19 protein-coding genes and 1 tRNA gene are annotated in these 17,283 nt (G+C 72.0%); 6 read left to right on the top strand and 14 right to left on the bottom strand.

Annotated elements, in window-relative coordinates:
• Window positions 1–42: 42 nt before the first annotated feature.
• Window positions 43–450, top strand: a complete 408-nt coding sequence (locus F7P10_RS16865) for a MarR family winged helix-turn-helix transcriptional regulator (RefSeq protein ID WP_254716649.1) — start codon at window positions 43–45, stop codon at window positions 448–450.
• Between the two features lie 270 nt (window positions 451–720).
• Complete coding sequence (locus tag F7P10_RS16870; RefSeq protein WP_151010210.1) at window positions 721–954, top strand: hypothetical protein; 234 nt, start codon at window positions 721–723, stop codon at window positions 952–954.
• A gap of 292 nt (window positions 955–1,246) precedes the next feature.
• Here F7P10_RS16870 and F7P10_RS16875 read toward each other — a convergent pair whose 3' ends face one another.
• Window positions 1,247–1,855 (bottom strand): TetR/AcrR family transcriptional regulator C-terminal domain-containing protein, encoded by a 609-nt coding sequence (locus F7P10_RS16875; protein ID WP_151018099.1) that lies wholly within the window; start codon window positions 1,853–1,855, stop codon window positions 1,247–1,249.
• Window positions 1,856–1,904: 49 nt separating this feature from the next.
• Between F7P10_RS16875 and F7P10_RS16880 the strand changes: the two genes are divergently transcribed.
• A complete protein-coding gene (locus F7P10_RS16880; RefSeq protein WP_151010211.1) occupies window positions 1,905–2,627 on the top strand; it encodes a DUF998 domain-containing protein in 723 nt (240 codons plus the stop codon).
• A 171-nt stretch (window positions 2,628–2,798) separates the two neighbouring features.
• Here F7P10_RS16880 and F7P10_RS16885 read toward each other — a convergent pair.
• Window positions 2,799–2,871: transfer RNA gene (locus tag F7P10_RS16885), tRNA-Thr, on the bottom strand.
• A gap of 62 nt (window positions 2,872–2,933) precedes the next feature.
• Window positions 2,934–4,436: an alpha/beta hydrolase gene (locus F7P10_RS16890; protein ID WP_254716650.1), complete on the bottom strand. Its 1,503-nt coding sequence runs from the start codon at window positions 4,434–4,436 to the stop codon at window positions 2,934–2,936.
• 336 nt (window positions 4,437–4,772) lie between these two features.
• On the opposite strand from F7P10_RS16890, the gene F7P10_RS16895 reads away from it, so the two are divergent.
• Together F7P10_RS16895 and F7P10_RS16900 are read left to right on the top strand one after the other, a co-directional pair.
• A complete protein-coding gene (locus tag F7P10_RS16895; protein ID WP_151018101.1) occupies window positions 4,773–5,804 on the top strand; it encodes a ferredoxin reductase in 1,032 nt (343 codons plus the stop codon).
• A gap of 11 nt (window positions 5,805–5,815) precedes the next feature.
• Window positions 5,816–6,865 (top strand): acyl-CoA desaturase, encoded by a 1,050-nt coding sequence (locus tag F7P10_RS16900; RefSeq protein WP_151010212.1) that lies wholly within the window; start codon window positions 5,816–5,818, stop codon window positions 6,863–6,865.
• Between the two features lie 7 nt (window positions 6,866–6,872).
• Here F7P10_RS16900 and F7P10_RS16905 read toward each other — a convergent pair whose 3' ends face one another.
• The 3 genes from F7P10_RS16905 to F7P10_RS16915 all read right to left on the bottom strand — a co-directional run bounded on the left by F7P10_RS16905 (window position 6,873) and on the right by F7P10_RS16915 (window position 10,206).
• Window positions 6,873–7,730: an SDR family NAD(P)-dependent oxidoreductase gene (locus tag F7P10_RS16905; RefSeq protein ID WP_151010213.1), complete on the bottom strand. Its 858-nt coding sequence runs from the start codon at window positions 7,728–7,730 to the stop codon at window positions 6,873–6,875.
• Entirely contained in the window at window positions 7,727–8,695 is a 969-nt protein-coding gene (locus F7P10_RS16910) for an alpha/beta hydrolase (protein ID WP_151010214.1), read from the bottom strand. The genes F7P10_RS16905 and F7P10_RS16910 overlap by 4 nt, the downstream gene beginning before the upstream one ends.
• Before the next feature lie 476 nt (window positions 8,696–9,171).
• Complete coding sequence (locus tag F7P10_RS16915; protein WP_368077474.1) at window positions 9,172–10,206, bottom strand: RNA-guided endonuclease InsQ/TnpB family protein; 1,035 nt, start codon at window positions 10,204–10,206, stop codon at window positions 9,172–9,174.
• 101 nt (window positions 10,207–10,307) lie between these two features.
• On the opposite strand from F7P10_RS16915, the gene tnpA reads away from it, so the two are divergent.
• Window positions 10,308–10,724: an IS200/IS605 family transposase gene (gene tnpA / locus F7P10_RS16920; RefSeq protein ID WP_151010215.1), complete on the top strand. Its 417-nt coding sequence runs from the start codon at window positions 10,308–10,310 to the stop codon at window positions 10,722–10,724.
• 242 nt (window positions 10,725–10,966) lie between these two features.
• Here tnpA and F7P10_RS16925 read toward each other — a convergent pair whose 3' ends face one another.
• From F7P10_RS16925 to F7P10_RS16960, 8 genes are all read right to left on the bottom strand, one after another.
• Entirely contained in the window at window positions 10,967–11,473 is a 507-nt protein-coding gene (locus tag F7P10_RS16925) for a hypothetical protein (protein WP_151010216.1), read from the bottom strand.
• A gap of 93 nt (window positions 11,474–11,566) precedes the next feature.
• The gene (locus tag F7P10_RS16930; RefSeq protein WP_151010217.1) at window positions 11,567–12,406 is read right to left on the bottom strand and encodes a regulatory iron-sulfur-containing complex subunit RicT; all 840 of its coding nucleotides are present in this window, start codon (window positions 12,404–12,406) and stop codon (window positions 11,567–11,569) included.
• A 49-nt stretch (window positions 12,407–12,455) separates the two neighbouring features.
• Window positions 12,456–13,457, bottom strand: coding sequence for a hypothetical protein (locus F7P10_RS16935; RefSeq protein ID WP_151010218.1), 1,002 nt, complete (start codon window positions 13,455–13,457; stop codon window positions 12,456–12,458).
• Between the two features lie 85 nt (window positions 13,458–13,542).
• Entirely contained in the window at window positions 13,543–14,388 is an 846-nt protein-coding gene (locus F7P10_RS16940; RefSeq protein ID WP_254716651.1) for a fructosamine kinase family protein, read from the bottom strand.
• Window position 14,389: 1 nt separating this feature from the next.
• The gene (locus F7P10_RS16945) at window positions 14,390–14,869 is read right to left on the bottom strand and encodes a low molecular weight protein-tyrosine-phosphatase (RefSeq protein WP_151010219.1); all 480 of its coding nucleotides are present in this window, start codon (window positions 14,867–14,869) and stop codon (window positions 14,390–14,392) included.
• Between the two features lie 19 nt (window positions 14,870–14,888).
• Window positions 14,889–15,506: a permease-like cell division protein FtsX gene (locus tag F7P10_RS16950; protein ID WP_151010220.1), complete on the bottom strand. Its 618-nt coding sequence runs from the start codon at window positions 15,504–15,506 to the stop codon at window positions 14,889–14,891.
• Window positions 15,503–16,078: a SigE family RNA polymerase sigma factor gene (locus F7P10_RS16955; RefSeq protein WP_151010221.1), complete on the bottom strand. Its 576-nt coding sequence runs from the start codon at window positions 16,076–16,078 to the stop codon at window positions 15,503–15,505. Before F7P10_RS16955 ends, F7P10_RS16950 begins: the two co-directional genes overlap by 4 nt.
• A gap of 61 nt (window positions 16,079–16,139) precedes the next feature.
• The gene (locus F7P10_RS16960; RefSeq protein WP_151010222.1) at window positions 16,140–17,279 is read right to left on the bottom strand and encodes a DNA polymerase III subunit delta'; all 1,140 of its coding nucleotides are present in this window, start codon (window positions 17,277–17,279) and stop codon (window positions 16,140–16,142) included.
• Window positions 17,280–17,283: the final 4 nt, after the last annotated feature.

Below are 17,283 nucleotides of genomic sequence, written 5' to 3' on the forward strand. Positions count from 1 at the left end.
CATTCAATGTCCACGCATAAATTGCAGAGGAATCTAATGCGCATGCATGGTACGATCCGCGCCATGGAGTCGGAGGCCGTCCTCGTCAGCCGCTGGCGCAAGCTGGCGACCTGCTACAACGCCGTCGCCTGCAGCCTCGATCGCGCCCTGCAGGAGGCGCACGGCCTCACCATGAGCGAGTACGAGACGCTGGACCGCCTCGTCGAGGCGAACTGCGAGAAGCGCCGCATGCAGGACATCGCGGCGGACATGTACCTGAGCCAGAGCGCCCTCTCGCGGACGGTCGCGCGCCTCGAGAAGCACGGCCTGGTCGAGCGCGCCATCTGCCAGGACGACCGCCGCGGCGTCTTCGTGCGCCTCACCGAGGCGGGCCGTGAACGTCACGCCGCCGCCCGCGGGAGCCACCTGAAGATCCTCGCCGAACACCTCGCCCCCGAACCCGCCCACTGAACGCCCGGCCCGAGTTCCGCACACCCCTGATGACGTGGGCCGACACCGCCTCCTGCCCGTCGGTTCGCTTCGTCTCGATGGTTCGGGCCTGCTTCCCGCCGGGTTCGGTCGGCGGCTCGGACGGCCCCGTGCTCCACGGGACGCACGGCGTTCTCGTCGCGCGGTGCCCGGTGAGGTCACGGGGCCGCGACCGGACGGCTCTCGACGCGGGGCTCCCGGATCCGACCCGTTCGTCCGCTCCGACGGGCTTGCGGACATAAGGTCTCGACCATGACGGACGAGGCGATAGTCGCCCGCTGGAAGTGGGTCTACGACTACGACGAGGATCCGCCGGGCGGGTTCGTGTTCGGGCGGTTCAAGCTCCGCGCCGACGGGGTGCTGCTGCGGGCCTACCGCGATCACCTCGAGAACTGGCAGGAGGTGAGCTGGTGGCCGGGAGAGGCCGACCCCGATCGCGCCGCCCGGCTCCTGCATTCCCGCGGCTACGAGCTGCGCGACCCCTGATCCGGACCTCCCCCACCTCGACGTACTCGCTCCTCCGGTGGGAGGGCGTCTCGCCCGGCGCCGCACTCGATGCCGGACGGCCCGGTCCGGTACCCGAGCTTCGCCGACGTCTGCGCCCTCACGGCCGTCCGTCGGCTTGGGACAGCAGCCCTCTCTGTCGTTCGACTTCGCCGCACGCCCATCGCGGACGGGCCCGGCGTGCGCGCGGCCATGGAGACGGTCGGCCTCGGTGCCGATCAGGCGGCGGGCGACGCGTGCCTGCACGGTCAGCGCCGCCGCCGATCGCTTCACCTCACTCCGGAACCGGTTTACCGGCCTCGATGCCGTCGAGGAGCAGGGTCAGACCGTCCTCGAAGGCGGCGGGTGCATCGGGGGAGCCGCCCTCGGCGATGGCGGCCATGAGCGTGGGCGTCTCGGGCGCGGAGCCGGCTGGAATGTCCGGCTGCTCCGTTCGGGTCTCGCGCGCCTGTTCCTCCATGACGAAACCGGTCACGAACGCACCGAGCGCGGTGATCGCGCGCATCGCCCGGACCGGCGTGAATCCCTGCCGCACCATCGAGGCCAGTTCCCGGTCGAAGGCGATGGCGATCTCCGGTCCCGCGCTGGTCCCGGCGACCAGCCGGGCACCGTCCCGATAGGACATCAGCACCCGGCGGCGTTCGCGCGCGCGCCGCGCGAGCCAGTCGCGCCACGGCTCGCCGTCCTGCGGCGGGCCGAGGTTCTGACCGGCCTGGACGGTACGGGCCATCTCGTCGACCAGTTCCTGCTTGTTGCGGAAGTGCCAGTAGAGAGCCGGCGACCGCACGTCGAGCTTCGCGGCGAGCCGGCGCGTCGTCAGCCCGTCCAGGCCGACCTCGTTGAGCAGTTCCAGCGCCGCGCCGACGATCGTCGTCCGGTCCATCCACACCCCAGGGTTGACTCCTTATCGATGGTAAGGCAGCGTGAGGATCATGGTACTTATCAAAGATAAGGAGACGCGGTCGCTGCTGGGATGCGGTATCGCCGTTCCGGTGGTGTTCGTCGGGGTGATCCTGGTGGAGGGGGCGCTCCGGCCCGGCTACACCTGGCCACACCGTTTCGGCAGCGAACTGGCGCTGGGTGAGCGCGGCTGGGTGATGATCGCGAACTTCATCGTCACGGGCCTGCTGGTCATGGGATTCGCCGCCGGACTGCGGCGGGCGCTCGCCGGGCGGGACGGCGCGACGGCCGCGCCCGTCCTGGCGGCACTGTTCGGGTGTTGCATGATCGTGGGCGGCGTGTTCGTCACCGACCCCAAGCCCGGCTATCCCGAGGGTGCGGTCGTCCCCGCCGAGCCGACGCTGCACGGCACGATCCATGACGCGAACCCGGTGCCGTTCTACCTGACGCTGATCGCCCTCGTGTGCGTGCTGGCCCGCCGCTTCGCCTCCGAACCCGGGGGGCGTCCGTGGATGTGGTTCTCGATCGTCACTGCCGTGGCGGTGCCGGTGACGTTCGCGCTCGCGGCGTCGTCGTACGACATGGAGTCCGGGTCCGGCGGCTTTCACGGGCTGTGGCAGCGGATCAACCTGGCGATCGGCCTCGGCTGGGTCGCCGCGGTCGCCGTCCGCTACCTCCGCGCGCCCGGCCTGGACGACCGGACGAAGGCGCGGACGAACGCGGCGCCGTCCTGTCCAGCCTCGCCGCGTGCCTGAGGGGCCCCGGCGGAGACCGCGCCGCCGGAGCTCACCGTCCACGCGCGCCCTGGGCCGGACGGCTGCGGCGGAGGCCTTCGCGAAGGCCATGGAGGCGGCTTCGTAGCCCGTGTTAGCAAGCCTGTTAGCAAAAGCCCCCTTGCGGTGATCGCAAGGGGGCTTTGACCTGGGAGCCGCCTATCGGAATCGAACCGATGACCTATTCATTACGAGTGAATCGCTCTGCCGACTGAGCTAAGGCGGCGCTCCGCGCGAGGCACGGCGGGTTGAAGTCTACCGGTTCCGCGGGGTGCTCGCGCACCCTTTTCAGCGGCACACGGTTCCGTCCTTCGGGGGTTCGCCGGTGACGAGGTAACGGTCGGTGGCGCGGCTGATGCAGGGGTCGGCCTGCAGGTAGGCGGTGTGGCCGTCGCCGTCGAGGGTGAGCAGGACGCCGGACTGCAACTGGCCGGCGAGGCCCTCGGACCACGAGTAGGGGGTCGCCGGGTCGCGGGTGGTGCCGATGACGAGGATGGGGGCGGAGCCCTTGGCCGTCACCGGGGCGGGTGCCTTCTCGGCCTGGGCGGGCCAGTACACGCAGGGGAGGCCGCCCCAGACGACGAACTCGCCGAAGCGGGGTGCGGACCGCTCGGCCTTCTCGACGGCCTTCGCGTAGGCGTCGACGTTCGCCGGGTTCGGTTTGTCGACGCAGTTGACGGCCATGTTCGCGTCGGTCTGGTTGCTGTAGGAGCCGTTCTCGCGGTCGACCATCTGGTCGGCGAGCGTGAGCAGGACGGTTCCGTCGCCGCTCCGCATGGCCTGGGCGAGGCCCTGGCGGAGGGTCGGCCAGTACTCCTTCGCGTACAGGGCGGTGGCGATGCCCATCGTGGCGAGGGACTCGGTGACCTTGCGGCTGTCGCCGCGGGCGGTGAGGGGTTTCTCGTCGGTCTCGGCGAGGAACTTCTCGAGGTTCTTCTCGGCCGCGTCGGGCGAGTCGCCGAGGGGGCAGTCCGGCTGGGAGACGCAGTTTTCGGCGAAGGCGCGGAAGGCGGTCTCGAAGCCCTTCGCCTGCTCGACCAGGATGTCGGTCGCGGAGAGGCGCGGGTCCACGGCCCCGTCCAGGACGAGCGCGCGAACGTTCTTCGGGAACTGTTCGGCGTAGAAGGCGCCGAGGTAGGTGCCGTAGGACGCGCCGTAGTAGGTGAGCTTGTCGTCGCCGAGGGCCGCGCGGAGGACGTCCATGTCACGGGCGGCGTCCGCGGTGCCGACGTGCGGGAGGACGGCCCGCTCCTTGGTCTCGCAGTTGGACGCGAACTGCCGGCTGCGGTCGGCGAGGGTCTTGCGCTCGTCCGGGTCGTCCGGGGACGAGTCGGTGGCGAAGAACCGGTCGAGCTGCGCCGTGGTGTTGCAGCGGACGGGGTCGCTCTCGCCGACGCCGCGCGGGTCGAAACCGACGATGTCGAAGCGTTCGCGCAGGTCGGCACCGAACGCGGCGGCGGCCTGGCGGACGAAGCCGATCCCGGAACCGCCGGGCCCGCCCGGGTTCGTGAGCAGCGAGCCGATGCGCTCCGACCGGTTGCGGGCGGGGAGCCGGATCAGGGAGATGCCGACCTTCTCGCTCTGCGGCTTGGCATAGTCGAGCGGGACCTGGACGGTCGCGCACTGGAAGCCGCCGCCGCAGTCGCGCCAGTCGGGCCGCTGGTCGTAGAAGGAGCCGAGGCCGTCCGGGACGCGGCTCGCCATCGTCGCGTCGTCCCCGCCCCCGTCGCATCCGGTGGCCGCCGCAAGCATCAAGGCGATCGCCGCACCGATGGTCTTCGCTGCCCGCACTCCGGCCCCCGTCTCGTTGTTGCGGCTCGTATGCCGGTGCCTACGCTACGTCCACCGGGGGTCCGGGGCCACTACTTCGGCGACGCGTATCGACGTTCAATGCCGTTCGAGTGCCGACGAAAGCCCAGGTCAGCGCCGAATGCCCGGTTCGGGGACCGACAGGCTCCCCGTTTCCGGGAGCGATCGGACAAACGGGCGATCAAATAAAACATCGATCAATGGCACTGTTCTTGATGGTGTGATGCTGGTCGCTTTCGGCGGCGAGGCCTTGAAGGGCCGCACCTGGTTACGTGACCGTAGGTTACGCGCCAGTAGGTTCAGGGAGGCGACGTGACCATGGGCAGGATCTCGGCGGCCGCGCGGGCGCTGACGACGCCGCTGCTTCCGGACGACTACCTCGGGCTGCTCAATCCGCTGTGGAGGACCGCCGAGCCGCGGGGACGCGTGGAGGCGGTGCGGCACGAGGCGCCCGGGGCGGCGACGATCGTGATCAGGCCCGGACGGACGTGGCGCGGGCACCGGCCGGGGCAGTGGGTGCCGCTCGGGGTGGACATCGACGGGGTGGTGCACCGGCGGACCTTCTCGCTCTCGTCGCCGCCGCGCGCGGACGGCCGGATCACGGTGACGGTGAAGGCCGCACCGGACGGGTTCGTCTCGAGCCACCTGGTGCACCGGATCCGGCCGGGCGCGATCGTCCGGCTGGGGGCGGCGGACGGCGATTTCGTCCTGCCCCCGGAACCGCCCCGGCGGCTGCTCTTCGTCACCGCGGGCAGCGGGATCACGCCGGTGATGGCCATGCTGCGCCACCTCGCCGAGCGGGGCGCGCTGCCGGACACCGTGCTGGTGCATTCGGCGCGGACGGCCGACGAGGTGATCTTCGGAGCGGAGCTGCGGCGGCTCGCGGGGCTGCGGCTGCGCGAGCGGCACACGCGGGCGGAGGGCCGGTTCACCCCGGACGACCTCCCCGCCGACTGGACCGAGCGGGACGCGTGGGCGTGCGGCCCCGAGGGACTGCTGGAGCGGCTCGCGGAGCTCTGGCGGGACGCGGGCGTCCCGGAGCGGCTCCGGGTGGAGCGGTTCCGCCCCGCGCCGGCGGCGGGCGGCGGCGGTGCGGGCGGGACGGTCCGCTTCGCGCGCAGCGGGGTCGAGGTCGAGGCGGACGGCACGACGGCGCTGCTGGACGCCGGGGAGCGTGCGGGCGCGCTGCTGCCGAGCGGCTGCCGGATGGGCATCTGCCACGGCTGCGTCGGGCGGCTCGCGGCGGGCCGGGTCCGCGACCTGCGGACGGGACGGGTGCACGGGGACGAGGGCGAGATCGTCCAGACGTGCGTGAACGCGGCCGCCGGGCCGGTGGAGATCGAACTGTGAGGAGCACGCCGATGACCACGCAGCTGTCGGACGCCGACCACGCGGCGATCGCGGAGGAGCTGGACGCGCTGGGGAGGGAGATCGCGGCGGACCTCGGGGAGCGGGACGCGGCCTACATCCGCCGGGTGATCCGCTGGCAGCGGGGACTGGAGATCGGCGGACGGGCGATGCTGCTGGCGTCGGCGCTACCGCCCGCGTGGATCGCCGGGACCGCGACGCTGGCCGTCGCGAAGATCCTGGAGAACATGGAGATCGGGCACAACGTCATGCACGGCCAGTGGGACTGGATGCGCGATCCGGAGATCCACTCGACGGTGTGGGAGTGGGACAACGTGTCCCCCGCCGAGCAGTGGAAGCACTCGCACAACTTCGTGCATCACACGTTCACGAACGTCGTGGGCAGGGACAACGACGTGGGGTACGGGATCCTGCGGGTGACCCCGGAGCAGGAGTGGCACTGGGCGATGCTGCCGCAGCCCCTGTACAACCTGCTGCTCGCGATGTTCTTCGAGTACGGGGTGGCGCTGCACGACCTGGAGATCGACAAGATCCGGGCGGGGACGAACGATCCAGAGGAGACGCGGCGGAAGCTGCGGGAGATCGGCCGGAAGGTGCGCCGCCAGTGGGCCAAGGACTACGTGGCGTTCCCGCTGCTCAGCGGCCCGCAGTTCCTGTCGACGCTCGCCGCGAACTTCACCGCGAACGCCGTCCGGAATGTGTGGGCGCACATGATCATCTTCTGCGGGCACTTCCCCGGGGACGTCGAGATGTTCGAGGAGGACCGGCTGGACGGCGAGTCGCGGGGCGAGTGGTACGTGCGGCAGCTCGCGGGGTCGGCGAACATCACCGGCGGCCGGTTGTTCCATCTGCTGACCGGCAACCTGAGCCACCAGATCGAGCACCACCTCTTCCCGGACATGCCGAGCAACCGGCTCGCGGAGATCGCCCCGCGGGTGCGGGCGCTGTGCGAGAAGTACGACCTGCCGTACCACGCGGGGCCGCTGTCGCGGCAGGTCACGAGCACATGGAAGAAGATCTTCCGGTACGCGCTGCCTACTTGACGCCGCCCTACTTGACGACGGCCGTGCTGTAGGTCGGCGGGTCGCCCAGCATCGCGCGGTGCGACCGGGGGCTGCTGCCGTCGACGTCGGTGACGCCGAGTTCCGCACCGAGTTCGGCGCCGATGAGGACCCGCCCCGTCCACGTCATCGGGTCCGCCGAGCGGGCCAGGGCGTCGATCACCCGGCCGGAGAACTCCGGGGTCTCGGCGCCGGCGGCGAACGACTCGTACCGGTCGGGGACGCCGTCGAACATGGCGCGGTTGCGTTCGGTCTTGAGCAGCCCCATCCAGAGGGAGACGACGGCGACGCCGTGGGGCCGGAAGTCCTCCGCCATGTCGTGGGCCATCTTGTCCACGGCGGCCTTCCCGGCGCCGTAGGCGGGGCCGTGCATGTAGCAGCGTCCGCCGAACGAGGACGTGTTCACGACGAGGCCCGAACCGTTCGCGACCAGCAGCGGGGCCGCGTAGTAGGTCGCGACGTACGCCGAGCGCATACCGACGTCGAACATGCTCTGCAGTTCGAGGGGCTTCTCCCAGAACGGCCCGTCCTTCGTGAGCCCGTCCGGGATCGTGAACGCGTTGTTGACGAGGACGTCCAGCGTCCCGTGCTCGCGCCCGACCCGCTCGAAGAGGGCGCGCACCTGGCCGTCGTCGGAGTGGTCGCAGATCACCGGGACGCCGGTGCCGCCGCGCTCGTCGATCTCGGCGGCGGTCCCGAGCACCGTGCCCGGCAGGTCCGCGTCGCCTTCGGCGCGCGTGCGTCCGGTCACGTACACGGTCATGCCCGCGGCGCCCAGCGCGAGCGCTATGCCCTTGCCGGCGCCGCGGCTCGCGCCGGTGACGACCGCTACCCGGTTCCCGGTCATTCGCCCCTCCTCGCGAGGAATTCCAGCATCGTCGCGGTGGTCTCCGCGGGCTTCTCCATCTGCATCATGTGCCCCGCCGACTCGATCATCCGGACGTCCCGGACGTCGGCGTGGTGCTCCCCGAGCTTGGTCAGGGGGTCGTCGCCGTGCCAGCCCTCCAGGTCGGCGTCCTGCTCGCTGCCGATGAAGAAGAAAGGCACGGGGTTCTTCCGGTTCCCGTACGACTTGCGGTACTCCCAGGAGAGGTCCATGGCGCGGTACCAGTTGAGCCCGCCGGTGAACCCGCTGTAGCTGTAGTCGGCGACGTAGAACTCGAGTTCCGCCTCCGTCAGCCACGGCCACGGGAGCGGCGGCGTCTCCGGCAGCGCGTCGATATAGGACGTGCCCGGCGGTTTCCGCCACACGTCGAGGTAGTGGTAGTCGCTGGACAGCGCGTAGAACACCTTGCGCAGGAACTCGCGGGGCGCCGCGGCGAGGTCGTGGTCGGCGACGCCCGGTGCCGCGAAGTAGTGGATGTGGTTGAAGTGCCGCTCGGCCTGCCGCGCGGCGAGCGTCAGCGGCGATTCCCGGGACGGCGTGAAGAAGGGGTTCTCCAGCCCGATGATCGCCGCGATGCGTTCGGGGTGGTGGTGGGCGAGGTCGTAGGCGGCGAACAGGCCGAAGTCGAGGCCGCTGAAGACCGCCCGCTCCTCCCCCAGGTGGTCGAGGAGGCCGACGAGGTCGCCGACGATCCGGTCGACGCCGTACTCGCGGTGGTCCGCCGGACCGCTCGTCCGTCCCATCCCGCGCATGTCGGGGGCGACGACGCGGAAACCGGCGTCGGCGAGCGGCCCGATCTGGTGGCGCCAGCTGAACCACAGGTGCGGGAACCCGTGCAGGAGGACGACCAGCGGTCCCTTCCCCTGCTCCACGTAGTGGACGTCGAGGTCGTTGATGCGCGCGTACCGATGACTCCAGCCGGCCATGCCGTGGTCCCTCCGGTGCAGGTGCCGATCATCGGAATCTGCACGACGACGGCGTCCCGCGGCAGGGCCGTGTCTCGCTCAGTGGGAACCCGCCGGACGATCCGCGGCGGCGGCGCCCGTCCGACGTCGTGCGCTCAGGGCTCCCGGACGTCCGGCCGCTCGGCGTCCGCGTAGCGCTCGTCGTGCTGCTTGCGGGGGGAGCAGACGGAGGCGGACGGGCAGGAGCAGCGGCGGGAACCGACCTTGACGGTCACGCGGTCGCCGGGGACGTTTTGACGCGCTCCCCGCCCTGAAGCTGAAGGCGGGGATTCGGCCTGTGCTGCGCCGCTGTGGGCGGGGCACTTCCGTGGCTTCCTGCTTCAACGGGCTGCGCCCCGCAACGAGCCGGGGTCTTACCTGCCCTCCATCAGGCGTTTAAGGTCTCCGCTTCCCCCGGGACACCCGGGGGTTTCCGTCCAGCGGCGACCGGCAGAGCATCACGTGGTGATGCGGCGTCCCTGGTCCAGGATGTTGCGGGCGGCGTTGACGTCCCGGTCGTGCCCGGCCCCGCACCCGCCGCACACCCATGCGCGCACGTGCAGCGGTTTGGGGCCGTCGCGCCGCCCGCAGCCCGAGCAGATATGCGAGGAGGGGAACCTGCGATCGACGCGCGCGAACGTGCGCCCGTACCGGGCTGCCTTGTACTCCAGCATCGCGGTGAACGCCGACCATCCGGCGTCGTGCACCGATGTGGCCAGCCGGGTGCGCGCGAGCCCCTTGACGCACAGGTCCTCGACGTAGAGCGCTTGGTTGTCGCGCACGAGCGTCGTGGACAGATGGTGGTGGAACTCGCGGCGCGCGTCGGCGACCTGCGCGTGCGCTCGGGCGACCTTCAGGCGGGCCTTGCCGCGGTTGGCCGATCCCTTCTGTTTGCGGGACAGGTCCTTTTGGGCTTTGCGGAGCTTCTTGTGCGCGCGGCGCAGGAACCGGGGGGAGGTGATCTTGCGGCCGTCCGACAGCACGGCGAAGTGCTCCAGCCCCAGGTCGATACCGACCTCGGCCGCCGTGCCGGGCGGGTCCGGCACGTCGCCGGTCTCCACGACGAACGAGCAGAAGAACCGCCCGGTCGCGTCCTTGACTACGGTCACGGTCGAGGGGACCGACGGCAGCCGCCGCGACCACTTCACTTTTACTTCGCCGATCTTGGGCAGGGACAGCTTCCCGCCCGGGGTGATCGACCAGCGGGCGTTGGCGGTGAACCGGACCGACTGCCGGTTGTCCTTGCGGGATTTGAACCTCGGCGGCCCCATGCGGGGGCGTTTGCCGGCCAGGCCGTCGAAGAAGTTGCGGTAGGCGGTCTCCAGGTCCCGCAGCGACTGCTGCAGCACCACCGCCGACACCTCACCCAGCCAGGCACGCTCCGGGGTCTTCTTCGCCGCGGTCATCGCCGCCGACAGCTCGGCCGCCTTCGGGTACGGCAACCCGGCCTCGCGGGCGTCCCGGCGTGCCGCCAGGGCGTCGTTGTACACCACGCGCGCACCCGAACGCCCGCGCGAGGGCCTGCTGCTGGCCGCGGGTGGGGTAGAGGCGGAAGGCGTATCCGAGCTACACCCGGCGAGCCTAGCATTGGTCTATGGTCGAGTACGGGGATATCAGGACAGGCAGGCACTGCGTTTTCGTGCTGCATGCGCATTTGGTCTTCGTGACCAAGTACCGGCACGGGGTCTTCACCGGGCCGCACCTGGAACGGCTGGAGGAGATCATGCGGGCGGTGTGCGCCGACTTCGAGGTCGAACTCGCCGAGTTCAACGGCGAGGGCGACCACGTGCACCTGCTGGTGAACTTCCCGCCCAAGGTCGCCCTGTCCAAACTGGTCAACAGCCTCAAAGGGGTCTCCTCCCGCCGGATGCGCCAGGAGTTCCCCGAACTGGCCCGCCACTACTGGCGGGGGAACAAGCTGTGGTCGGCGTCCTACTTCGCCGGGACGGTCGGCGGCGCACCGATCAGCGTCCTGCGGGCATACATCGAGCAGCAGAACCACCCGGCCTGAGACCAGTGGACACCCGATCACCCCGCAGGGCGATCAGGCTTTCCCTGTCCCACTCCGCGGGAAGGCCGGCTTCACCCCGCCCTGAAGGGCGGAGCACTGCCGACGAAACCCGGTAGCCGATGACCTGGCCCCTCGCCTTCCGGCGTGCTGACGCGCGAGCCCAGCCGCGGCGCCTTCTCCTCGAACTCCGTGTACAGCGGGTGCTCGTTGCGCAGGAACGTCGGCGGCGCGGAGCGCCCGGTTCATGTCCTTGTGCTCAGCCGAGATCGACGATCTTGACGTCCGGGGCGAAGCGGCGCCACCGCAGCAGCCAGCCGGTCACGGTCGAGACGCCAGCCGTTAACCGCGCGGCTGGACCGGACGATCTCGGTGGGGACGTGGGGCGCCGCCGCACGGAGGACGGGGTCATGTCCCCGTCCACCCTTGCCAGGTCGGGCGTCCTCGTTCCGTTGAATCCCGACGTACGGCATGTTCTGCGCAAGGTGCTGCTTCCACAGGACCACGGTCTGGACTTCCTGCCAGGGAACGAACAGCAGTGTCGCTCGATATCGCAACGGGTTACCTGCCACCGTGATGCCTTTGGCATCGACACGGAAGGCGACCCGACGCAGAACCATGAAGGCGAGAAACAACAGGGTCGTAGTCCCGAAGAGACCACCACCGAGCACACGCACGAGCAACGACACGTCTGGGAGGAGACAGCAGAGTGTGAGGACGGTGCTTCCCACGAACATGGTCGCGTTCTTCACCGTCGGACCGTAACGGACCTCGTACACGTCATCTGACCGCACCTGGCCCACCTTCACGTCTACAGCGTCCGGCCATCGACACCAGCACCGCGGTCAATCCCCAATGCCGTGCTCGGAAGCGGAATCGTACCGGGCGTCGTGTTGCTTGCGGGGGGAACAGACTGAGGCGGAGGGGCAGGAGCAGCGGCCTCCGCTGTTCAGGCGGACTGTGACGCTGTCTGAGGGGACGTTGCGGCCTACTACCTGACCCGGGCCGTTGGGAGTGTCTACGCGGGAGCCTAGGGCGGGCATCCTGTCGTGCGCCTTGACATAGAGCGGGTGCTCGTACTTCAGGCAGCACATGAGGCGGCCGCAGGCGCCCGCGATGCGGAGCGGGTTGACGGGGAGGTCCTGCTCCTTGGCCATGCGGACGGAGACGGGCTCGAAGTCCTTGAGGAAGGTGGCACAGCACAGGTCGCGGCCGCAGGGGCCGATGCCGCCCTGGAGGCGGGCCTCGTCGCGGGGGCCGACCTGGCGGAGCTCGACGCGGGCCTTGAGGGTGCGGGCCAGGTCGCGGACGAGGGCGCGGAAGTCGACGCGGTGCGGCGCGGTGAAGTAGATCTTGACGACGTCGTCGGCGTCGAGGACGTCGACGCCGATGACCTTCATCGGGAGCTCGTGCTTGCGGATCAGCCGTTTCGCGACGGTGCGGGCCTCGGCGCGGCGGCGGCGGTTCGCCTCGTCGCGGGCGAGGTGCTCGTCGGTGGCGGGGCCCGCGCATTCGGGGAGGCCGTCGATGTCCTCGGAGACCCACTGCGGCGCCCAGACGCATTCGGCGACCTCGGGGCCGGAGTCGGTGGGGACCAGGACCTTGTCGCCGACCTTGGGGCTGTGCGATCCGGGATCGAGGTAGTAGAGCCGGCCGTACCGGGTGAAACTGACTGCCATCACCATGCCCACGGTTTCGCTCCGTTCGCCCGGTTTCGTCCGTCCACCTTAGGCGTCACCAGGCGGCGTCGGCGAGGTCCTTCCCGGGCAGCGGATCGCCGTCGCGGGTGTGCAGGTCGCCGGCGAGGGCGAGCAGGGTGCCGTCGTCGGCGGCGTCGAGGGCCGTCACCTCGCCCTCGACCGGGTGCTTCCAGAGGATCTGTCCGGGCTCGCCGGTCGCGGAGTAGGCCTGGATCGTCAGCTCGCCGTCCCGCGCGATGCCGGTGACCGTGGTGCCGTCCGGTCGCAGGAGCGCGGTGCGGGCCCCGGACGGGAGCGTCAGGAGGGCCTCGCTGGCCTTGAGGTCGCCCGCGGGGGCGCGCGTGTCGAGCGTCCGGACCTGGCTCGGGGCGCCGGCCGAACGGGTCCAGACGAACGCGAGGGTGTCGCCCGACCAGGACGGGCTGCCGACGGCGCCGCGCAGCGAGGTCGTCCACCTCTTGCGCGCGCCCGTGCTCAGCGTGAGGACGTCCACGCGCCCCCGGCTCCCGTCGTAGGTGACGTAGGCGACGCGGTCGCCGTCCGGGGCGACGGCGAGGACGGGACGGGGGCCGGACGAACCGGCGGCGAGGGGCACCGCGGCCTTCGGGACGGGGGCCAGCTCCTCGGGGCGGCCGTCGTCGTCCAGGCGCAGGCGCAGGAACGTCGCCTGCCCGGACCCGGACGACGCGACGATGTACGAACCGTCCGGAGCGGAGTCCACGGCCGTGAAGGTGCGGCCTCGGGGCGGGGCGACGGGCGGGGCGGTGGCGGCGCCGGTGCCGGTGTCCCGGACGGCCAGCGCGGAGCCGCCCGCGACGACGCCGGCGACGAACCGCGGGGCCGCCGGCCCGCTGCCGGACGCGGCCTTCGCGGCGCGGGACTCGCTCGCGCCGTGCCGCCGCTCGAGCACGTCGAAGCCGCCGCCGATGACGACGACCAGGCCCGCGGCGACCGTGACCGGGACCAGCCCGCGCCACGCCTCCCGCAGCCATGAGCCGCGTGCCGGTACCTCGCGCGTCCCGTGCCTGCCGTCCATGCACCTGCCTCCCCTGCGAGCGAACCCCTCGTTTCTATCTCATGTACGGCGGGCCGACGCCCCGGAAACGCGGAGTCGCGAGGGCTCAGCCGAGGGCGGCGCGGGCGGCGTCCAGCAGGGACGCCCGGTAGGAGCCGCCGAACAGCGCCACGTGGACGAGCAGCGGGTGCAGCTGGTGCAGCGGGACGCGGGCGCGCCAGCCGGGGGCGAGGGGTGCGGCGGCGTCGTAGGCGGCGAGGATCCGGTCGAGCAGCGGGGTGCCGAAGAGGGCCATCATCGCGAGGTCGGTCTCGCGGTGCCCGCCGTGCGCGGCCGGGTCGATGAGCAGGGCGCGGCCGCCGGTCCACCGGACGTTCCCGGACCACAGGTCGCCGTGGATCCGGCTCGGCGGTTCGGGCGGTCCGGCGAGCGACTCGGCCTCGCCGGCGACCCGCTCGACGAGCCGGACGTCGGCGCTCGACAGGTGCGGGGCGGCGAGGCGCAGGAACGGGACGAGCCGGCGTTCGGCGTACCAGCGGGGCCAGGGACGCTCGTCGGGCGTGTTGTCGAGGGGGAGGTCGGCGATGAACCCCGGCCAGGGCGCCCCGTACGCGGCCGGACGGGCGATGGTGTGCAGGGCGGCGAGTTCGCGGCCGAGGCGGTCGGCGGCCGCCTGGTCCGGGGGCGCGGACGGCAGCCACGGCAGGACGATCGTGTCCTCGTCGGCCGCGGCGACGTCGGGCACCGGGGCGTCCGGGCCGGTCTCGCCGAGCCAGCGCAGCCCGGCCGCCTCCGCCGCGAACACCCCGGCGGACGGGGCGGAGGCGGCCTTCACGAACATCTCGCGGCCGTCGCCGAGGGACGCGCGGTGCAGCGTCCACGCGTGGCTAGAACCGAGGTCGTGCACGCGGGCCACGTCCGTCCCGAGCAGGCGTTCGAGACGTTCCCGCACGTCAGGCGGCCTTGAGCCCGGCGCGGATCTCGTCGAGCAGACCCGGCATCGCCGCCTCGACCTGGCCGAGGACCAGGTCGAAGTCGGCGCGGCCGCCGTAGTAGGGGTCGGGGACGTCGAGGTCGCCGCGGGCGTCCGGGTCGAACTCGCGCAGCAGCCGGACCTTGCCGCGCGACTCCTCGTCGGGGGCCATCGAGCGGAGGGCCCGCAGGTGGCCCTCGTCCAGCGCGAGGATCAGGTCGTACCGAGCGAACCAGATGGCCTCGAACTGGCGGGCGCTGTGCGCCGACCGGTATCCGGCGCGCCGCAGCGCGGCGATCGTCCGGTCGTCGGCGCCGTCGCCGACGTGCCAGTTGCCGGTTCCGGAGCTGTCGACCTCGACGTCCAGGCCCTCCGCCTCGACGTGGTGGCGCAGGACGGACTCCGCCATCGGGGACCTGCAGATGTTGCCCGTGCAGACGAACGTCACTCGGTACGGCATGCCCCCATGATGCCCGACGTCAGTCGCCGGGCTCGACGACGACTTCGGCGATGCCGGGAACGCCCTCCAGGCGGCGCTGCACGGCCTCGGGGCTCTCGCCGGCGCGCACCCGGACGCGGAACGCGTCGGGGACGGCGCCCACCTTGACGCTCTCCTCGAACTCGGGGGAGCCGGCGAAGCGTTCCTTGAAGCGCTCGTAGGCCTGCTGCTTCGACTCGTACACGGCGCGTTCGACGATCGGCATGGTCCGCAGTCGCTGCTCGATGAACTGCTTCTCGCGCGCCGACGCGCCGCGCCCGTGGCACGCCGCGCGGTCAACGACCGTGGGGTCGGTGCAGAGGAACACCGTGATGTACGCCCCCGTCGCCCCCTTCGTCTCCGCCGAAACCGTCGGCGCCGGAGTCGGTGCGCCGCCCGGTGAGGCGGCCCCGTCCGGCCCCCGGTCGAGGGCGCCGCCCGCGAGCGCGCCGCCCCCGACGGCGACGGCGATCGCCGCGGCGGCGGCCATCGGGACGAAGCGGCGGTACGCGCGCGGGGCGCGCCGCCTGGCGAACCTGGGCGGCGGAACCTCCCCCGGCCGCACGGTCTCGCCGACGGCGCCCAGCGCGTCCTTGAGTCGCTCCTCGGTCGCGTTCACTTCTCCTCCTCCAGGATCCGGCCGAGCGCGGCGATCGCGCGGGACGTGGTCGACTTGACGGTGCCGAGGCTGATGCCCATGGCCTGGGCGATCTCCGCTTCGGAGAGGTTGCCGTAGTAGCGCAGGACGAGCGCCTCCCGCTGGCGGCGCGGCAGCCGGTGCAGCGCGGCCAGGACCTCCCGGCGGTCCTCGCCGATCATCGCCTCCGACTCGGCGGACCAGACCGGCGGCTGGTGCACCGCGCGGAACGGCCTGCGGCGGCGCCGCACCGCCGTCCGCGACCGGTTGATGACCGCCGACCGGACGTACGTCAGCGCCTTGTCGCGGTCGCGCATGCGGGGCCAGTGGGCGTAGAGGCCGGCGAAGGCGTCCTGGACGACGTCCTCGGCGGTGCCCCGGTCACCGACCATGATCAGCGCGAGGCGTGTCAGCCCGAGCGCGTGCCCCCGGTACAGGGCGGTGACGGCGGACGACGCGTCGTCCGGCTCCGGCTCGTGCGGCGGCGACGCGCCTGATGCCCCGCCGCTTCGGGTGGCCGCCGAAGGTTCGGCGAGCGCTGTTTCAGCGTTCATGTCACAGAGACACCGCCCGCCCCTTCAGGTTGCCTCCCGCGCCGGGGAAATCGGGGGCGGGTCAGCCGGTGCGCAGCGCCATGGTGAGGGCCTCGACGGCGAGGAGCGGGTTGACGTTCGCGTCGAGCCGCTCCCGGCACTCCATGATCGCGTCGAGGCGGCGGAGGGTGCCCTCGGGGCGGGTCTCGGCGGCGGCCGTCCGCAGCTCGGGCCCCAGCTCGGTGTTGACGAGCTCGCTGCCCGCGCCGAGCTGCAGGGTGAGGACGTCCCGGTAGTAGGACGCGAGGTCGAGCAGCGCACGGTCCAGCGAGTCCCGTTTCACCCGGGTCGCGCGGGACTTCTGCCGGTCCTCGAGTTCCTTGAGCGCCCCGGCGGTGCCGCGCGGCATCCGGCCCTTCGCGCTCTCGCCGAGCGCCTGCCGCAGCTCGGCGGTCTCCCGCTCGTTCAGCTCCTCGGCCGTCGCCTTCGCCTCGGCCTCGGCGGCCTTCACCAGCGCGTCCGCCGCCATCGCCGCCGGTCCGACGGACGTCAGGCGGCGCGGCACCGCGAGCACCTCGGCGCGCCGCGCCCGCGCGGCCGGGTCGGCGGCCAGCCGCCGCGCCCGGCTGATGTGGCCCTGCGCGGCGCGCGCGACGACGTCGGCGGTCTCGCGGTCCACGCCGTCCCGCTGGACGAGGACGTCCGCGACCGCGGAGATCGGCGGCGTCCGCAGCGTCACGAGGCGGCAGCGGGACCGGATCGTGACCAGCAGGTCGTCCGGTGAGGGGGTGCACAGCAGCCACAGCGTGCGCGGCGGCGGCTCCTCGATGGCCTTCAGCAGCGCGTTCGCGGCGCCCTCGGTGGCCCGGTCGGCGTCCTCGAACAGGACGATCTGCCAGCGGCCCACGCTCGGCGCCGACGACGCCCGCAGCACCAGCGCCCGCGTCTCCTTGATCCCGTAGGACAGCCCGGACGGGCGGACGACCTCGAGGTCGGTGTGCGTGCCCTGCAGGACCTGGTGGCACGCGGCGCAGTGCCCGCAGCCGCGCGGCGTCTCGGCGCACTGCAGCGCCGCCGCGAACGCCCGCGCCGCCGCCGTCCGTCCGGACCCCGGCGGGCCGGTGAACAGCCACGCGTGCGCGAGCCCGCTCGTCCCGTCCGCGGCGGACGACAGCTGCTCCACGACCGGGTCCTGGCCCACCAGGTCGTTCCAGACGCTCATGGCC

The organism is Actinomadura sp. WMMB 499 (assembly GCF_008824145.1).
GTDB lineage: Bacteria > Actinomycetota > Actinomycetes > Streptosporangiales > Streptosporangiaceae > Spirillospora.

Coding starts and splice junctions, on each gene's coding strand:
- F7P10_RS16930 (WP_151010217.1), bottom strand. CDS start 12,406: ATGGTGATGGCAGTCAGTTTCACCCGGTACGGCCGGCTCTACTACCTC.
- F7P10_RS16960 (WP_151010222.1), bottom strand. CDS start 17,279: ATGAGCGTCTGGAACGACCTGGTGGGCCAGGACCCGGTCGTGGAGCAG.
- F7P10_RS16865 (WP_254716649.1), top strand. CDS start 43: ATGCATGGTACGATCCGCGCCATGGAGTCGGAGGCCGTCCTCGTCAGC.
- F7P10_RS16905 (WP_151010213.1), bottom strand. CDS start 7,730: ATGACCGGGAACCGGGTAGCGGTCGTCACCGGCGCGAGCCGCGGCGCC.
- F7P10_RS16895 (WP_151018101.1), top strand. CDS start 4,773: ATGGGCAGGATCTCGGCGGCCGCGCGGGCGCTGACGACGCCGCTGCTT.
- F7P10_RS16955 (WP_151010221.1), bottom strand. CDS start 16,078: ATGAACGCTGAAACAGCGCTCGCCGAACCTTCGGCGGCCACCCGAAGC.
- F7P10_RS16945 (WP_151010219.1), bottom strand. CDS start 14,869: ATGCCGTACCGAGTGACGTTCGTCTGCACGGGCAACATCTGCAGGTCC.
- F7P10_RS16910 (WP_151010214.1), bottom strand. CDS start 8,695: ATGGCCGGCTGGAGTCATCGGTACGCGCGCATCAACGACCTCGACGTC.
- F7P10_RS16880 (WP_151010211.1), top strand. CDS start 1,905: ATGGTACTTATCAAAGATAAGGAGACGCGGTCGCTGCTGGGATGCGGT.
- F7P10_RS16875 (WP_151018099.1), bottom strand. CDS start 1,855: ATGGACCGGACGACGATCGTCGGCGCGGCGCTGGAACTGCTCAACGAG.
- tnpA (WP_151010215.1), top strand. CDS start 10,308: ATGGTCGAGTACGGGGATATCAGGACAGGCAGGCACTGCGTTTTCGTG.
- F7P10_RS16900 (WP_151010212.1), top strand. CDS start 5,816: ATGACCACGCAGCTGTCGGACGCCGACCACGCGGCGATCGCGGAGGAG.
- F7P10_RS16935 (WP_151010218.1), bottom strand. CDS start 13,457: ATGGACGGCAGGCACGGGACGCGCGAGGTACCGGCACGCGGCTCATGG.
- F7P10_RS16870 (WP_151010210.1), top strand. CDS start 721: ATGACGGACGAGGCGATAGTCGCCCGCTGGAAGTGGGTCTACGACTAC.